Source organism: Virgibacillus carmonensis (genome assembly GCF_057836705.1).
Genome location: NZ_JBYQFJ010000004.1, coordinates 180,307 through 196,151, shown reverse-complemented (window position 1 = coordinate 196,151; position 15,845 = coordinate 180,307). Strand labels below are relative to the sequence as shown.

At 35.6% G+C, this 15,845-nt stretch carries 15 protein-coding genes and 2 tRNA genes; 1 reads left to right on the top strand and 16 read right to left on the bottom strand.

Going from position 1 to position 15,845, the window contains the following annotated elements; translation table 11 throughout:
• Positions 1-25: 25 nt before the first annotated feature.
• The 14 genes from yihA to AC3G7N_RS04940 form a co-directional block, all read right to left on the bottom strand.
• Entirely contained in the window at positions 26-607 is a 582-nt protein-coding gene (gene yihA / locus AC3G7N_RS05005) for a ribosome biogenesis GTP-binding protein YihA/YsxC (protein ID WP_489421043.1), read from the bottom strand.
• A complete protein-coding gene (gene lon, locus AC3G7N_RS05000; protein ID WP_489421042.1) occupies positions 594-2,924 on the bottom strand; it encodes an endopeptidase La in 2,331 nt (776 codons plus the stop codon). Before lon ends, yihA begins: the two co-directional genes overlap by 14 nt.
• 344 nt (positions 2,925-3,268) lie before the next feature.
• Positions 3,269-4,546: an ATP-dependent protease ATP-binding subunit ClpX gene (gene clpX / locus AC3G7N_RS04995; RefSeq protein WP_489421041.1), complete on the bottom strand. Its 1,278-nt coding sequence runs from the start codon at positions 4,544-4,546 to the stop codon at positions 3,269-3,271.
• A gap of 366 nt (positions 4,547-4,912) precedes the next feature.
• A complete protein-coding gene (gene tig / locus AC3G7N_RS04990) occupies positions 4,913-6,199 on the bottom strand; it encodes a trigger factor (RefSeq protein WP_489421040.1) in 1,287 nt (428 codons plus the stop codon).
• A gap of 145 nt (positions 6,200-6,344) precedes the next feature.
• Positions 6,345-7,322 (bottom strand): tetratricopeptide repeat protein, encoded by a 978-nt coding sequence (locus AC3G7N_RS04985; RefSeq protein WP_489421039.1) that lies wholly within the window; start codon positions 7,320-7,322, stop codon positions 6,345-6,347.
• Positions 7,323-7,471: 149 nt separating this feature from the next.
• Positions 7,472-7,545, bottom strand: a tRNA-Arg gene (locus tag AC3G7N_RS04980).
• 17 nt (positions 7,546-7,562) lie between these two features.
• A tRNA-Gly gene (locus AC3G7N_RS04975) sits at positions 7,563-7,636 on the bottom strand.
• A gap of 132 nt (positions 7,637-7,768) precedes the next feature.
• Positions 7,769-8,281 (bottom strand): YfcE family phosphodiesterase, encoded by a 513-nt coding sequence (locus tag AC3G7N_RS04970; protein ID WP_489421038.1) that lies wholly within the window; start codon positions 8,279-8,281, stop codon positions 7,769-7,771.
• A gap of 25 nt (positions 8,282-8,306) precedes the next feature.
• Positions 8,307-8,900, bottom strand: a complete 594-nt coding sequence (locus tag AC3G7N_RS04965; protein WP_489421037.1) for an XTP/dITP diphosphatase — start codon at positions 8,898-8,900, stop codon at positions 8,307-8,309.
• Entirely contained in the window at positions 8,900-9,670 is a 771-nt protein-coding gene (gene rph, locus AC3G7N_RS04960; protein WP_489421036.1) for a ribonuclease PH, read from the bottom strand. Before rph ends, AC3G7N_RS04965 begins: the two co-directional genes overlap by 1 nt.
• A gap of 116 nt (positions 9,671-9,786) precedes the next feature.
• The gene (locus tag AC3G7N_RS04955; RefSeq protein WP_489421035.1) at positions 9,787-10,863 is read right to left on the bottom strand and encodes a GerMN domain-containing protein; all 1,077 of its coding nucleotides are present in this window, start codon (positions 10,861-10,863) and stop codon (positions 9,787-9,789) included.
• A 124-nt stretch (positions 10,864-10,987) separates the two neighbouring features.
• A complete protein-coding gene (gene racE, locus AC3G7N_RS04950; RefSeq protein WP_489421034.1) occupies positions 10,988-11,803 on the bottom strand; it encodes a glutamate racemase in 816 nt (271 codons plus the stop codon).
• Positions 11,804-11,826: 23 nt separating this feature from the next.
• Complete coding sequence (locus tag AC3G7N_RS04945; RefSeq protein ID WP_489421033.1) at positions 11,827-12,279, bottom strand: MarR family winged helix-turn-helix transcriptional regulator; 453 nt, start codon at positions 12,277-12,279, stop codon at positions 11,827-11,829.
• Between the two features lie 75 nt (positions 12,280-12,354).
• Positions 12,355-13,860, bottom strand: a complete 1,506-nt coding sequence (locus AC3G7N_RS04940) for a potassium/proton antiporter (RefSeq protein WP_489421032.1) — start codon at positions 13,858-13,860, stop codon at positions 12,355-12,357.
• Between the two features lie 212 nt (positions 13,861-14,072).
• On the opposite strand from AC3G7N_RS04940, the gene AC3G7N_RS04935 reads away from it, so the two are divergent.
• On the top strand, positions 14,073-14,297 hold the full coding sequence (locus AC3G7N_RS04935; RefSeq protein ID WP_089531918.1) for a helix-turn-helix domain-containing protein: 225 nt from the start codon (positions 14,073-14,075) through the stop codon (positions 14,295-14,297).
• A 248-nt stretch (positions 14,298-14,545) separates the two neighbouring features.
• On the opposite strand, the gene AC3G7N_RS04930 is transcribed toward AC3G7N_RS04935, so the two are convergent.
• Both AC3G7N_RS04930 and sdhB read right to left on the bottom strand, forming a co-directional pair.
• Positions 14,546-14,986, bottom strand: a complete 441-nt coding sequence (locus AC3G7N_RS04930) for an acyl-CoA thioesterase (RefSeq protein ID WP_489421031.1) — start codon at positions 14,984-14,986, stop codon at positions 14,546-14,548.
• Between the two features lie 79 nt (positions 14,987-15,065).
• Entirely contained in the window at positions 15,066-15,830 is a 765-nt protein-coding gene (sdhB, locus tag AC3G7N_RS04925) for a succinate dehydrogenase iron-sulfur subunit (RefSeq protein ID WP_489421030.1), read from the bottom strand.
• Between the last annotated feature and the right edge of the window lie 15 nt (positions 15,831-15,845).

Here is a 15,845-nt window from a genome sequence, read left to right as displayed (position 1 = left end):
CTTAACGATTCACTTATAAGTATTTCTATAGATATTGCCTAATTACACCCCAAGCTTCATCTTTGCCTTCACCAGATTCAGCAGAAAACGGAATTACTATATCCTCTGTCTCCATTTGGAGTGTATCTCTAGTCCGTTTCACATGTTTAGCAATTTTACCTTTAGCAATTTTGTCTAGTTTGGTTGCGATGACAATCACACGTAGATCAAAATGTTTTAAAAATTGGTACATATTAACATCGTCGGCTGATGGTTCATGTCTTATATCTGTTATAAGCATAATTGCTTTTAAAGTATCTCTTGTTTCGAAATACTCTTCCATCATAACGCCCCATTTTTCGCGTTCTTTTTTGGACACTTTTGCATAACCATACCCTGGAACATCAACAAAATAAAAGGATTGATTAATTTTATAAAAATTTAGCGTTTGTGTTTTTCCAGGTTTGGATGATGTACGGGCTAAATTTTTACGGTGAATTAATCGATTTATAAAGGACGACTTACCAACATTAGACCTACCAGCCAAAGCAATCTCTGGCAAGCGATCATTTGGATATTGCTTTTGGCTTACTGCACTAATTACGATTTCAGCATTATTTACTTTCATAAGAATTCCTCACCAACGCATGTTCCAATACCTGATCTAGGTGGTTAACTTTAATAAATGTTAAATCTTCTCGAACACTAATGGGAATATCGTCAATATCTTTTGCATTTTCCTCAGGAATAATAATTGTTGTAATCCCAGCACGATGAGCACTTAATGATTTTTCCTTCAAACCACCAATTGGCAAGACACGCCCTCGCAACGTAATTTCCCCTGTCATTCCGACTTCCTTCTTAACAGCTCGCCCAGAAAGTGCAGAAACTAAGGCCGTCGCCATCGTAATACCCGCAGACGGACCATCTTTTGGAGTAGCTCCTTCAGGCACATGTATATGAATATCATAGGTTTCATGGAAATTTGGATCAATATTTAATTCCTTTGCTCTTGACCTGATATAACTAAAAGCAGCTTGTGCAGATTCTTTCATCACGTCACCAAGTTTCCCTGTAAGGGTCAATTTCCCTTTACCAGGGTAATGGGAAACCTCAATGGAAAGTATATCACCACCGGCTGCCGTATATGCTAATCCGGTTGCCGTACCTATTTGGTCTTCTTTTTCCACTTGACCATAACGGAAAACTGGCTTCCCTAATAACTCCTCCATATTTTTTGTTGTAACAATGACTTTTTTCTTGTCCTCTGAAACAATTATTTTTGCTGCTTTCCTACATAACCTTGCTATCTGACGCTCTAAACCACGTACCCCAGCCTCTCTGGTATATGTGCGGATCAGCTTTAATAATGCATCGTCACGCAATTGTAAATTACCTTTTTTCAATCCATTTTCTTTCAATTGTTTTCCCACAAGATGCTCTTTAGCTATATGGAGTTTTTCTATTTCTGTATACCCAGCAATTGAAATAAGCTCCATCCTGTCAAGTAACGGACCCGGAATATTATTCACATAGTTTGCAGTTGCAACAAATAGGACATTTGATAAATCATATGTTTCTTCTATATAGTGATCACTGAAATTACTATTCTGTTCAGGGTCCAGCACCTCTAACATTGCTGACGATGGGTCACCTCGGAAATCATTGGACATTTTATCAATTTCATCTAGGAGAAATACCGGGTTAGTTGTTTTTGCTTTCTTCATACCCTGAATGATTCTGCCAGGCATTGCGCCGATATATGTCCGCCGATGCCCTCTAATTTCTGCTTCATCGCGAATACCACCTAATGATGCTCGAACAAAGTTACGGTTAATCGCTCTGGCAATTGACTTCGCTAACGATGTTTTACCAACCCCAGGTGGTCCTACGATACATAAAATAGGGCCTTTTATTGCATTTGTTAACTTTTGTACTGCTAAATATTCAAGTACGCGTTCCTTTACTTTATCAAGACCATAATGATCTTCATCTAAAATCTTATGGGCATGATCTATATTAATCGTATCTTGTGTTTCTTCAGTCCACGGTATAGCAACAAGCCAATCTAAATAGTTTCTAATAACAGAACTCTCTGCCGAACTTTGTGGTATTTTCTCATACCGATCTAATTCTTTTAGTGCAACTTCCAGAATACGGTTTGGCATTTTCGATTGTTCGATTTTCTCTCTAATCTGATCAACTTCACCAGTTTTTCCGTCTTTTTCACCAAGTTCTTTTTGAATTGCTTTTAATTGTTCCCGAAGATAATATTCTTTTTGTGTTTTTTCCATTGAATTTTTAACACGTTGTCCAATTTTCGTTTCCAAATCGAGAACTTTCTTCTCATTTGAAATTAACTTAATTAATCGTTGAATACGTTTTTTAACATTAGCTGTTTCCAAAAGTTCCTGTTTATCTTTTAATTTAAGAGACAAATGTGATATTACAATGTCAGCGAGTTGACTAGCTTCTTCAATATCAGAAACAGTAGCTAATGTTTCATGGTTAATTTTTTTAGATACCTTAACGTATTGTTCGAATTGATTTAATAATGATCGCATCAATGCTTCTTCTTCATTTTTATCTCCGCGTTCCTCAATCATCTCATCAATTTCAACGATAAATTGTTCTTCTTCTTCAATAAATTGGACAATTTCGCCACGGTATAATCCCTCAACCAACACACGAATTGTTCCATTTGGTAATTTGAGCATTTGTTTTACTTTTGCAACAGTTCCAATTCCATATATATTTTCAGGATCAGGGTCATCCACACTTACTTTTTTTTGCGCAGCTAAAAATATAGTTTGGTCTTCCATCATTGCTTTTTCTAACGCTTGTATCGATTTTTCCCGACCAACATCTAAATGAATGACCATAGATGGAAAAACAAGCAAGCCGCGTAATGGGAGGAGGGAAAGCTGAATAGTCTTATTTGTCATTTTATGTACCTCCGTAAAGATAAAATTCAGTTTTTTAGTATCGTTCATTATTTGAAAACCCCGCTAACCACCCTTTCCTTACTAAGTGAATGGCGAAGTTTTTACTTTCCTTAAATATAAAGTGTAAAGAAATGTTTTCCATTTGTAAATATATAAGGCCTTTTAAAGGTAGTGGCAACATAAATGCATTTCTTAGTGTTACCCATTAATGTCTATGTATGACCGAAAGAGAAAAAGACTGACCCAAAGAGTAAGTTAGAACTTCCAATCATCATTACGAAAGCAATAGGAAGAGCTAATCATTCTCTCTAGTCAGTCTTTAAACATGTATTATTTACCTATTATCATGCACTTTCTTTAGGTAATGGTTTGTTATCATCTTTCACCGTACCATCTTTAAAAATCAGTTTAGGACTACCATCCTCTAATATGACTGTTTCTTTTGTGATAATACATTTCTCAATATCATCTCGGGAAGGAAGCTCAAACATTACCTCAAGCATTAAGCCTTCTATTATTGAGCGTAAACCTCGAGCTCCAGTCTTTCTCTCAATTGCATTTTTAGAAATTTCTATCAATGCCTCTTCTTCAAATTCTAACTCCACATCATCCATTAGGAATAACTTTTCATATTGCTTTACTAATGCATTTTTTGGTTTTGTTAAAATCTCAACTAGTGCATCTTCGTCTAAAGGTTCCAATGCTCCGATTACAGGTAATCTTCCAATAAACTCTGGAATTAAACCGTATCGCAATAAGTCTTCTGGCAGTACTTTTGCAAGCAATTGTCCTACCTCAAGATCTTGTTGCTGCTCATCAGCTCCAAATCCAATAACCTTTTTACCAAGACGACGTTTTATGATTTGGTCGATACCATCAAAGGCCCCACCACAAATGAATAAGATATTGGTCGTATCGATTTGAATGAACTCTTGATGTGGGTGCTTACGTCCTCCTTGAGGTGGTACACTTGCTACTGTACCTTCAAGGATTTTTAATAATGCTTGTTGTACACCCTCACCAGATACATCTCTTGTAATAGATGGATTCTCTGATTTCCTTGCAACTTTATCAATTTCATCAATGTAAATGATTCCTTTTTCAGCTTTTTCCACATCATAATCTGCTGATTGGATTAGCTTTAAAAGAATGTTTTCTACATCCTCACCAACATATCCTGCTTCTGTTAATGAAGTAGCATCTGCAATCGCAAATGGCACATTCAAAATTCTTGCTAATGTTTGGGCAAGTAATGTTTTACCACTTCCTGTTGGTCCAAGCATTGCAATATTACTCTTAGAAAGCTCAACATCATCGTTGCTTTTTGGAGAATTGATTCGTTTATAATGGTTATATACGGCAACCGATAAGTTTTTCTTTGCTTTATCCTGACCAATAACATAGTCACCCAATATTTCGCAGATCTCTTTAGGTTTCGGTACTTCTTTAAATTCAGTTTCTTCTTCTGTACCAAGCTCTTCTTCTACGATTTCTGTACAAAGATCAATACATTCATCACATATATAAACGCCTGGTCCGGCAACAAGTTTACGAACCTGATCTTGACTCTTTCCACAAAAAGAACATTTCAATTGACCTTTTTCTTCATTAAATTTAAACATTCCATTTCACCCCTAAAAGTTTAAATCTACCCCTAATTATTCTTATATAGGATCCAACTTTCATAGCCCATCATATCAGAACAAAATTAGAATACAAAACAATATACTTTACTATATTTATTTTTTAATTATGGAGAAATAAATAAAAAAGTCAAATCATAACTGTTATGATTTTTATTTGTTTTGTTCATTTTTCTATGTCCAAATAAAAGTTAGTACTGCTTATCATATGTATGTCATGACTAGAAAGATTACCTTTCTTACAAAAATAATACTTCAGTATTAAAGTTTAAAACAAGACACGAGATTATCGTGCCTTGTTAGTATTTGCCTCATTCTGTTTTAAATAAACATAAAAAAGTTAAATTAAACAGTTTTACTTTCCTCTACTAAGAAATCCATCGCGCGTTTAAATTTCAAGTCTTCTTTAATTGCATCCGTATTGCCACCAAGCATTTGCTTTAACTGATCAACATCAGTTTGATACATAGATGCCATGTTTTCTAACTCTTTGTCGACAGTTTCATCAGTTACTTCTAAGTTTTCTTCAGTGTAGATTGCTTCTAATGTTAAATTCGTTTTGACACGCTTTTCTGCATCATCTTTCATTTGTTCTTTTAATGCATTTTCATCTTGACCTGAGAATTGGAAATACATTTCCATTGTCATGCCTTGAGTCTGTAAGCGTTGTTCAAATTCTTTTATCATGCGGTCAAGCTCAGTAGTTACCATTGCTTCTGGTACATCAACTTCAGCATTGTCTGAAGCTTTTTCTATTAATGTTTCACGCTTTTGATTTTCTGCATCTTGTTTCTTTTGTTCTTCTAATTCGGCTTTTTTCTTTGTTTTCAACTCATCAAGCGTTTCAACTTCTTGATCTAAATCTTTTGCGAATTCATCATCAAGCTCAGGTAATTCTTTCGTTTTGATTTCATGAATCTTTACTTTGAATACAGCTTCCTTACCAGCCAAGTCTTCAGCGTGATACTCTTCAGGGAAGGTTATGTCAATTTCCGACTCTTCTCCCGCTTCTTTTCCGACTAATTTTTCTTCAAAACCAGGAATGAATTGTCCAGATCCGATTTCTAATGAATGGTTTTCACCTTTTCCGCCGTCGAAAGCTTCACCATCTAAAAATCCTTCAAAATCGATTACAACTGTATCGCCTTGTTCAATAGTACCTTCTTCTTTAACAACCAATTCTGCATGTTGTTCACGTTGGCTTTCGATTGCTTCTTGAACATCTTCGTCAGTTACTTCAACAGTTTGCTCTTCAACCTCTAGACCTTTGTATTCTCCTAGTTTCACTTCAGGTTTAACCGTTACTTTTGCAGTGAAAATAAGTTCTTTTCCTTGTTCAATTTCTTCAATATCTACTTCTGGTTGTTCGACTGGTTCAATTCCTGTTTCCTCGACAGCATTTGTATATGCTGTTGGTAATACGATGTCAACTGCATCTTGGTAAAGTGATTCTATACCAAAACGGTTTTCAAAAATTTTGCGTGGTACTTTTCCTTTACGAAATCCAGGGATTTGTACCCCTTTCACTACTTTTTTGAATGCCTGATCCAATGCTTTGTCAAACTCATCAGGGCTAACTTCGATTGTAAGAACTCCTTCATTACCTTCTTGTTTTTCCCATTTTGCTGTCATATAATTCCCTCCAAAAAAATCTATTGATTTCCATTAATTATTCACAGGTCTCTAGTATTTGATTTCTAAAATAGAATACCAAATTTACAACCATATCATTATAACATAATTACTATGTCTTTCAAGCATTTGCAGCTACTGCCTATTACTCTTCTATGATGCTGAGATATAGGGTTTCACACAATTTAATTTCCTCTTGGTATCGTAAAACATCCGGATCAGGTTCCTCATTAGATAAATGATCCATGCTTAAGTATGATTCTCCAATGTTTGTAAGCGCGGTTGCTATTTGTTGAATATGCTCGCTTGAAGGCATTATTGGATATCTTACATATATAAAGCGATATAAAAGTGTTTCCATTAATCGATACAAAGTTGGATTTTTTAATTCAATTTTATTAATTAATAACAAAATTTGTTTAAATGTCGCATGTGAATGGATATCGGAAACTTGATTGGGTTTCACCTCAACTTGCATATCTAACTTATGTATACGAATGTTCTCATTATACTCGCTATCCTGAAGCCATTTAAAAATGGCAGTTTTAATTACCGGATGCACCAAGCTTTCTGTTAAAAGTGTTTCTGTTGTTTTTATGGACGGTATAGCATTTATTTTTCGAAGACTCTCAACTGACCTCCATTGTTTCACATGATTCATTTCTTTAACAGCTTCCAACAATTCGCTTATGTATTCAGAGTGCTTTTCATCTTTAATCTCAACATTCATTTTTTCACTCATATCATATAATTGTTGAAATTGTTCTTTCATTTGTTGGGGAACGGAAACTTTGTCCAATTCATATTCAACTTGCTCCATTAACTTTTTATACTGATTCGTTTGAAATAAAATCGTTAAATAAATATGTACGTAATGGTAATAATTTTCATTGCCACGCTTTAATAATTCTTCACTTAATACTTGCGCGTCCTCATACCTATCTAACTCCATCAGGCAGATAAGTTTACCTATCACGATTTCATGATTGTTTACTTGATAATCAAGTAACTGATCTAATTTATGTAAAGCTTCTTCATACCTTTTTTCTTTCAAAGCAAGTAAACTATCTTCTTCCAATGCCTCTTTCCATTTTGGAAACAGAATGACATTTTCATTTCCCACTTACGATTCACCTCCCTTGCGCTTATTCTATTACAAAACAGATATTAATTATACATTCCCGAATACCCAGAAAGTAAACGCCCTCCCCCTGAGTATGTAAAGAAAGGGGAACCTATTTTATGTTGCATAGGTTCCCCTTTCTAAGATGATGTCCCAGGCAGGATTCGAACCTGCGACCCATAGCTTAGAAGGCTATTGCTCTATCCAACTGAGCTACTGGGACAAGATTATTAGTATGTATGGAGCGGGTGAAGGGAATCGAACCCTCATCATCAGCTTGGAAGGCTGAGGTTTTACCACTAAACTACACCCGCATTAATCATGTCGTTAATTTTAGCGGACAAGAATTATTATAGGCACTAGTATTATTTTTGTCAATACTTTACTCTTAAAATGTCATAGGGTAAGCTTGTTAATCCAGTTCTTAATTAACAAGCTTACTCAAATCATGACAACGAGGTATGATACGTTAATTCTTCGACAATATTACCCTCTAACGTGTAAAATGAAATACATATTTCTTCAATCTCTTCCCATTCCATAATGGCATATGTTTTTACATTTACTTTTCTTGGCAATCGAATACTACCAGGGTTAATAAAAAGCTGATTCCCAACTTTTTCAGCACCAGCAACATGCGTATGACCAAATCCAATTACACTGGCCTTTAGTTCCTCTGCGCGATAAGATAAGGTCTTCAATCCTGCTTTCACTTGATGTAAATGCCCATGTGTCACATAAAAATTAAGATCCCCTATCTCAATTGTTTGTTCATTTGGAAAACGACTGTCATAATCACAATTTCCACTTACTTTCACAAACCCATCTAATTGTTGAGCATCAAGTTCCAATTCAGAGTCTCCACAATGTATCATCAAGTCAACGTTTACTTGATCTTTAATATGTGTAAGTTCGCTTGTTAAACCGTGACTATCACTTACAAATAATACGCTTGTCACGATTATCAACCTCCTGATTCAGCGTTTATAATTTTCGAATCCAAACATCCATTTGGACCATTGCATTTTTCCGATGACTTATTTTACTTTTTTCGGCAGGTGTCAGTTCTGCCATTGTTTTTAAATAGTTATGAGGAATAAAAACAGGATCATATCCAAATCCATTTTCACCTTTTGGCTCTGTTGCAATTATCCCTTCACAAGTACCTTTATATAAACTTGTTTTTACATTCGGAGCTGCAACTGCTAAAACACAAACAAACCGTGCTGTACGTTTTTCTGCTGGAATATCAATCATTTTTGTCAGCACTTTGTCCATGTTTGCTTTATCATTTTTTTCCATATCTGCGTATCTCGCAGAATAGACCCCGGGATCACCATGTAATGCATCAACTACTAGACCAGAATCATCTGCAAGCACTGGCATACCAAACAACGCTGAAATTTGTTCCGCTTTCAATGCAGCATTTTCTTCAAAGGTCGTTCCGGTCTCCTCAATATCAGGTATGTCTTTAGAGAGATCTAACAAAGATAACGCTTGAATTCCATACATGGAAAAGAATTCGGTAAATTCCTTTGCTTTACCTTTGTTTTTAGTGGCTATAATTACTTTTTTCATTACTTTCCACCTGAAGATTGTTCTTTTTTCGTCTCCCCAACTCTGTTTGCGAATTCACCTAGTACATGTTTCTGTTTCTCTATAATTTCTTGTAGTCCTTTTGTCGCGAGCTTTAACATATTTTGTAACTGATCATACGAAAAAGTAGCTTCTTCACCAGTTCCTTGAATCTCAACAAACTCCATTGAACCTGTCATTACAATGTTCATGTCTACTTGTGCTTGTGAATCCTCTTGATAATTTAAATCTAAAATTTCATCGCCATTTTCCAGAACCCCCACTGAGGTAGCTGCGAGAAAATCTGTAACAGGCATTTTATTCATTGTTTTTGCTTCTATCATTTTACCAAAAGCAAGTACCACTGCAACAAAAGCCCCTGTAATGGATGCCGTACGAGTCCCACCATCAGCTTGAATAACATCACAATCAACCCAAACTGTCCGTTCACCTATTTTATCTAGATCAACTACAGACCGCAATGCTCGTCCAATTAATCGCTGAATTTCCATTGTACGTCCACTTACTTTACCTTTTGACGATTCTCGAATATTTCGCTTATCTGTTGCTCTTGGAAGCATAGCATATTCTGCAGTGATCCACCCTTTTCCTTGTCCTCGCATAAATGGTGGTACCTTATCCTCTATACTTGCATTACAAATCACTTTTGTATCCCCAACATGAATTAAAACTGATCCTTCAGGATGTTTAATGAAATCCACTGTCATATTTATATCCCGCAAACTATCTAATTCTCTATTGTCATTTCTCAATCTTAAACGCCTCCTTAATTCCAAAATTAATCGTAACATATATTTTACCATGAACATATTCAAAAGCATAAATGTCCGGTTAAAGCAAAAAAAGGCTGCCAAAACAGCCTTTTTACCTATAATTTTTCAGCAGGCATAATCATTTTCTTTGTAACTGGCTCGGTATATGCCTTACCATTTTCATTAAATATCTGATCTACCTGGTTGACATTAATATCAACTGCTTTTACCTCTTCATTCTCTGTTAACGTTCTAACTAACGTTTCTACAACGTTATCCGAAATTGTTGCCGGTCCTTCTTCAAGTAGTATCTCATTACTAAATACTAACTTAAGCACCCCGTCATTTAACTGTGGTTCTTCCATCAATGATACCGATGAATTAAACACTTGTGTAACATTTGTATTGTACTGCGGTCCTTCTATTAACGCACTTACAACTGACTCATAATCATTAGATTCATCCATCTTAATGTACTGAGTAACTGGAACGAAATAGTTTATATCGTTGTGTGCTGTTGGATAATAAAGTGTAACTGCTTCACTATCTAAGTAATCTGTTGTATCCGTTTGAATCATGTTTATACCATTTGCTCTCGTATAACCATCAGACACTGGTGTCCCGTTTACCGGCATTTCATTTACAGGGTAACCGTTTATCCAGAGCTTAACCTTTTCCACACTCTCAAATTGAGTTAAGGTATACGTCATAGCTTGTAAAATTTCCAGTTCCTTTTCACCATTATAATTTTTAAAGTTATTGGAAACATCTACTATCATTGTTCCATCTTCCTGTAAATCTAACCCTAGGATTTCCGTACCTGCTGGTAAAACTCCCTGGAAGCCATTTGGTAAAAGCTGTGTAACAGGACCATCTTCCACTAAATATTCTAATGCCTGTGTAGCGACTTCTTTTGTTGCTGGTAATTCTAGTGTTTGAGGTACTACCATTCCATTTGAATCAAGTAGAAATAACTGTGTTTCTACTGTTTCCGTTGAAACCGCTCCTTCTTGACCCTCTTCTTTAGCGCCCTCTTTTGTTGCTTCGGAGTTTGCATTTTCTGAACTATTTACTTCTGTTGCATCCTGGGGTGGATCAATTTCCTCTAAAGACTGTTCTCCTTGAAAACACCCAGTTAATATCACGGAAAAACTCACTATACCTGTCATTATAAAAATACCGCGCATCCGCATGTTATTCCCTCCTACGATGGTTTGTACTACTATATATACGAGCCCATCGCAAAATTAGACCAAACCAATACAACTTTTTAAAAAATTGTTAAATAAAAAAATAGATCCTGTATAACAGAATCTATTAAATAATGGTGGCGTGTTCGATAACAACTGTTTGAGTTTTATTTACTGAACTCTGAAATATGCGTTGTGTAATTTTTTTAAATGTGTCAAGTTCCCCAGTAGTATAGAATTGGTGATAAGGAATATGATCACCTTTATACAATATTTCATGATATTCTAAAATTGCACTTGATTCACGGGCAGTTTCTTCACTTGATGATATAATAGATACATGTTCGCCGATAACCTGTTGGATGGTATCTTTTATTAGTGGATAATGTGTACATCCAAGAATTAATGTATCGATATGGTTATTATTTTTCATTGGTTCTAATGTTTCCGAAACAATTTGTAAAGTGGTTTCGCCCTGTAAAATTCCTTTTTCCACCAGCGGTACGAATAACGGACAAGCCAATGCGTTTATATGAATCTCAGAATGTATACTTAATAAAGCCTTTGGATAAGCCTTACTGCTAATTGTTCCGTCAGTTCCAATGACACCAATGTGCATGTTTTTAGTTGCATTGATTGCTGCACGCGCACCCGGATTAATGACGCCTATTACAGGAATATCTAAATGATCTTGTAATTCAGTTAACGTGAATGCAGTAGCTGTATTACATGCAACAACTAACATTTTAATTTTCTTTTCTAGTAAAAAGTTCACCATTTCCCATGTGAACTTTTTAACTTCCTGTTCTGATCTTGGTCCATAGGGACATCGTAATGTATCACCAACATACAGTAGTTTTTCTTTAGGTAATTGTCGCATTAATTCATGTGCAACGGTTAAACCTCCAACACCTGAATCAATGACTCCGATAGCTTGATTCAACTATAATCGCCTCTTCTAAGTTGTTATTTTTCATTTACACATTTCATTTGTTCATGCAAAAAAGTTAATAATCTATTTAAAGTTTCTGTTTCTTCGATCGAAAAGTTTGTTAACACTTCACCTAAGTATTCCTGACGTTTCTCAATAACTTCATGAATAATTGTATTTCCTTTTTCTAATACATGAATACGTACCACTCGTCGGTCGTTTAGATCACGGATACGTTCAACTAATTCATTTTTCTCCATGCGATCTACTAAATCTGTTGTGGTGCTAAAAGCTAGCCCATTCTTATTGGATAACTCACCAATCGTCAAATCACCTTCTTCTAACAGCCATTGTAAAGCGATAAACTGGGGTGAAGTAATTGGATAATTATTTAATATTTTTCGTCCATTTTGTTTAATAGCTCCAGCTATATACCGAAGTCTTTTTTCAGCATCAGCAATTGCTGCAGTTGTTACACTATTCTCCAAGTGGGTTACCTCCCATGATAATTCGTCAATCTAACTATACTTTAACATACATGTAACTAGTATCTCTAAAATATATCAATCGCTGACTCCATTAGCAGTCGATACCTCATGTATATTTTTTTCTAATAAGGCTTTTAGTTTTGATTTACTTTTGCGCGAAGCTAATATATATAAAGTGTCTTTTTCTTTTATTGTTGTCTGCCCATTTGGTGTAATAATGTTACCATCTCTTATTATAGCATTTATTAGTGAATTGTCTGGTAGTACTAACTCTTCCAAAGTTTGACCAATAATTATATTTTTCTTTGTAACGTAATATTCAACCATTTCTACGTTTGATTTACCTATTGAGATGAGTTCTAAGGAGTGAATTGGCTCCGTTTTGACCTCACCTTCTAAGCCCAACTTTTTTGTCATATACGTTATTGTTGATCCTTGCACAAGCGTCGAGGTTAAAACAACGAAAAATACAGCATTAAACATGATTTGACTATTTTCTATTCCTGCTAACATAGGGAAAATAGCTAAAACAATTGGTACCGCTCCACGTAAACCAGCCCAAGACAAAAATAACTTTTCGTTAAAATGATATGGTGATTTAATTAAATTTAAGAAGACCGCAATAGGCCTTGCAGCAAAAATTAAGATAACAGAAATTAATAGACCATTAACAATATTAGTAAATGTAAATAATTCTGTGGGAAATACAAATAAGCCTAGAATCACAAACATTAAAATTTGTGCCATCCATGCAAACCCTTCATTAAAACGGAGAATGGAGTGTCGATAAGTTAAATCTGAATTACCAATAACTAACGCAGCTATATATACTGCAAGCAAACCGCTGGCATCAACTAATGATGTAATACTGTATGTTAAGAATGCAAATGCGATCCCAAATAAAGGATATAGTCCGCTTGAGTCTAAGTTAATTCGGTTAATCGATATACTACCTAGCTTACCAATTATTAAACCTAAAACGAGTCCAAGACCCATTTGCCAGAAAAACGTCCCTATAAGCATCCATATACCAGATTGTTCCTGTGTAATAAGCTGTATGAAGGATAGGGTTAAAAACATTGCCATCGGGTCATTTGATCCTGATTCTGCTTCGAGCGTAGCCTTAACATTCCCTTTGATGTTTTTTCCTTTCAATACGGAGAAGACCGCTGCAGCATCTGTTGAACCAACTATAGATCCAACTAAAATACCTTCTAACCAGGATAAGTCGAGGATATACTTGGCAGCAACTCCAACTACAAGAGAGGTTACCAATACACCTACAGTTGCGAGAATTGTGGCTGAAGGTAATACTGGTTTGATGGTTAACCATTTCGTTTGCAAACCACCTTCAAAGAGGATAATTATCAGTGCAAAAACACCAATCAATTGCGCGATTTTCGCATTGTCAAAGTATATAAAATTTAACCCATCACTCCCAACCAACATACCTACCCCTATAAATAAGACAAGAGAAGGGACACCAAGTCGGGTAGAAAATTTGGTTACGAGAACACTAACTATTAACAATAACGCTACTAAAAAAATAAATTGATTTGATTCCAATATTTCATGAATCATGCGGATCCTCCAAATAAGAGATTTACTATACTATACCTTTACATAATTATAGCAAAACGCAGGGTCATATTATACTGATTAGCCTGTTGCTAAATGAAAAAATTTTTTAATTATAAATTGTGTGCACTGATTATAAAGGGATTCATAAGCTATATTGACTAAATAATTTCCCTTCGCTATACAGCTTTATGTCAGCAAGGAGGGGTTAACATTTGAAGGACAACGACTACAAACCAAAGCAATTACTAACAAAAAGGGAAAAAGAAGTCTTTGAACTACTCGTACAAGATAAAACGACTAAGGAAATTGCCCAGGAATTGTTTATTTCTGAAAAAACTGTCCGAAACCACATATCAAATGCAATGCAAAAACTAGGAGTCAAAGGGCGATCGCAGGCTGTACTTGAGCTTATTCGTATGGGTGAATTAAAGCTCTAAAAAAAACCGACTATCTATATATGGTAGTCGGTTTTTTGTTATTACATAAGAAAATATAAAATTATTGTCTAGCTCCAGCGCTAAAGTTGTAGTGGACTTCCTTCATCCCCGTGCGAAAACTCAAGTTCATCTATTCTTCTGGGCAATAAATGTTCGATTAAAATCGCCACTTTACGTGGCTCCATCGAACTATCCACGTTGCGTTTGCGCAGTCCAATATTGCTAAACGGGCACTTACGCTTTTCTTACTACCTATGTATTAAGTTATCTTTCATCTGCTCACTCAGCGGGACAGGTCTACCAGTTTTTGGATTAACGTAGACTAATCTTCCTCTACCGGTTAAACAAAGCTTATCATCCTGATTAATTCCCATGTAATGAACATCGATAGAAGTTTGTCCAATAAGATTTACTTTAACATAGACCTCTAACTTATCATCAAAAAAAAGTTGATGAAGAAAATCACATTGTAAATCACCAGCTACCGGGATGCAATCCTCCTCAGGATTACGGAATAAAGCTTTGGATTTTAAAAATTCAATTCGTGCTTCCTCAAAATATATAAATGGCGAAACATTATTTACATGACCGAACATATCTGTTTCGGAAAAGCGGATCCTAATTGGTACAGAGAAATAAAATGTTTCCTTCCAGGACTTTATATCTTCAATATAGGCTATGGATTTCATCCGTTATACCTCCTTTGGGGATAAAAAAATGACCCTACCACAACAATTGGGTAGGGCCACCTTAAATTATTTGGAGTAATTAATATGCATTGTCACTGCCAAAGAAATTTTTAAATGCTTGAACATTTGTTGCTCTATTCATTGCAGCAATTGATGTTGTTAATGGAATTCCTTTAGGACATACTTCCACACAGTTTTGTGCATTACCACATCCAGAGATTCCTCCATCTTGCATAAGGCCTTCCAATCGATCGCTTGCATTCATATCTCCTGTTGGATGTGCATTAAACAATCGAGCTTGAGATAGTGCAGCTGGTCCGATGAAGTCTGACTTATCATTCACATTTGGGCATGCTTCTAAACAAACCCCACAAGTCATACATTTCGATAGTTCATATGCCCATTGACGTTTCTTTTCTGGCATACGAGGTCCAGGGCCTAAATCATGTGTACCATCAATTGGTACCCACCCTTTAATTTGTTTTAACGCGTCAAACATTTGTTCACGATCAACAATCAAATCGCGTACAATCGGAAAAGTGGACATAGGCTCAAGATGAATTGGTTGCTCCAATTGATCAACCAGTGCCGTACATGATTGACGTGCTGTCCCGTTAATAACCATTGAACAGGCACCACAAACTTCTTCCAAACAGTTCATATCCCAATAAACGGGAGTTGTTTTTTCCCCATCCGCATTAATTGGATTTTGTCTTATTTCCATTAACCCAGTAATAACATTCATATTTTGTTTATAAGGAAGATTAAACGTTTCCTTATAAGGAGCAGAATCTGGGCTGTCTTGCCGAGTTATAATAAATGTAACTGTTTTTCCTTCAGCCATTTTTATCTTTCTCCC

Excerpts from the sequence above, each read along its gene's own strand:
- yihA (WP_489421043.1), bottom strand. The coding sequence starts at position 607 with ATGAAAGTAAATAATGCTGAAATCGTAATTAGTGCAGTAAGCCAAAAG.
- lon (WP_489421042.1), bottom strand. The coding sequence starts at position 2,924 with ATGACAAATAAGACTATTCAGCTTTCCCTCCTCCCATTACGCGGCTTG.
- clpX (WP_489421041.1), bottom strand. The coding sequence starts at position 4,546 with ATGTTTAAATTTAATGAAGAAAAAGGTCAATTGAAATGTTCTTTTTGT.
- tig (WP_489421040.1), bottom strand. The coding sequence starts at position 6,199 with ATGACAGCAAAATGGGAAAAACAAGAAGGTAATGAAGGAGTTCTTACA.
- AC3G7N_RS04965 (WP_489421037.1), bottom strand. The coding sequence starts at position 8,900 with ATGAAAAAAGTAATTATAGCCACTAAAAACAAAGGTAAAGCAAAGGAA.
- AC3G7N_RS04955 (WP_489421035.1), bottom strand. The coding sequence starts at position 10,863 with ATGCGGATGCGCGGTATTTTTATAATGACAGGTATAGTGAGTTTTTCC.
- AC3G7N_RS04940 (WP_489421032.1), bottom strand. The coding sequence starts at position 13,860 with ATGATTCATGAAATATTGGAATCAAATCAATTTATTTTTTTAGTAGCG.
- AC3G7N_RS04930 (WP_489421031.1), bottom strand. The coding sequence starts at position 14,986 with ATGAAATCCATAGCCTATATTGAAGATATAAAGTCCTGGAAGGAAACA.
- sdhB (WP_489421030.1), bottom strand. The coding sequence starts at position 15,830 with ATGGCTGAAGGAAAAACAGTTACATTTATTATAACTCGGCAAGACAGC.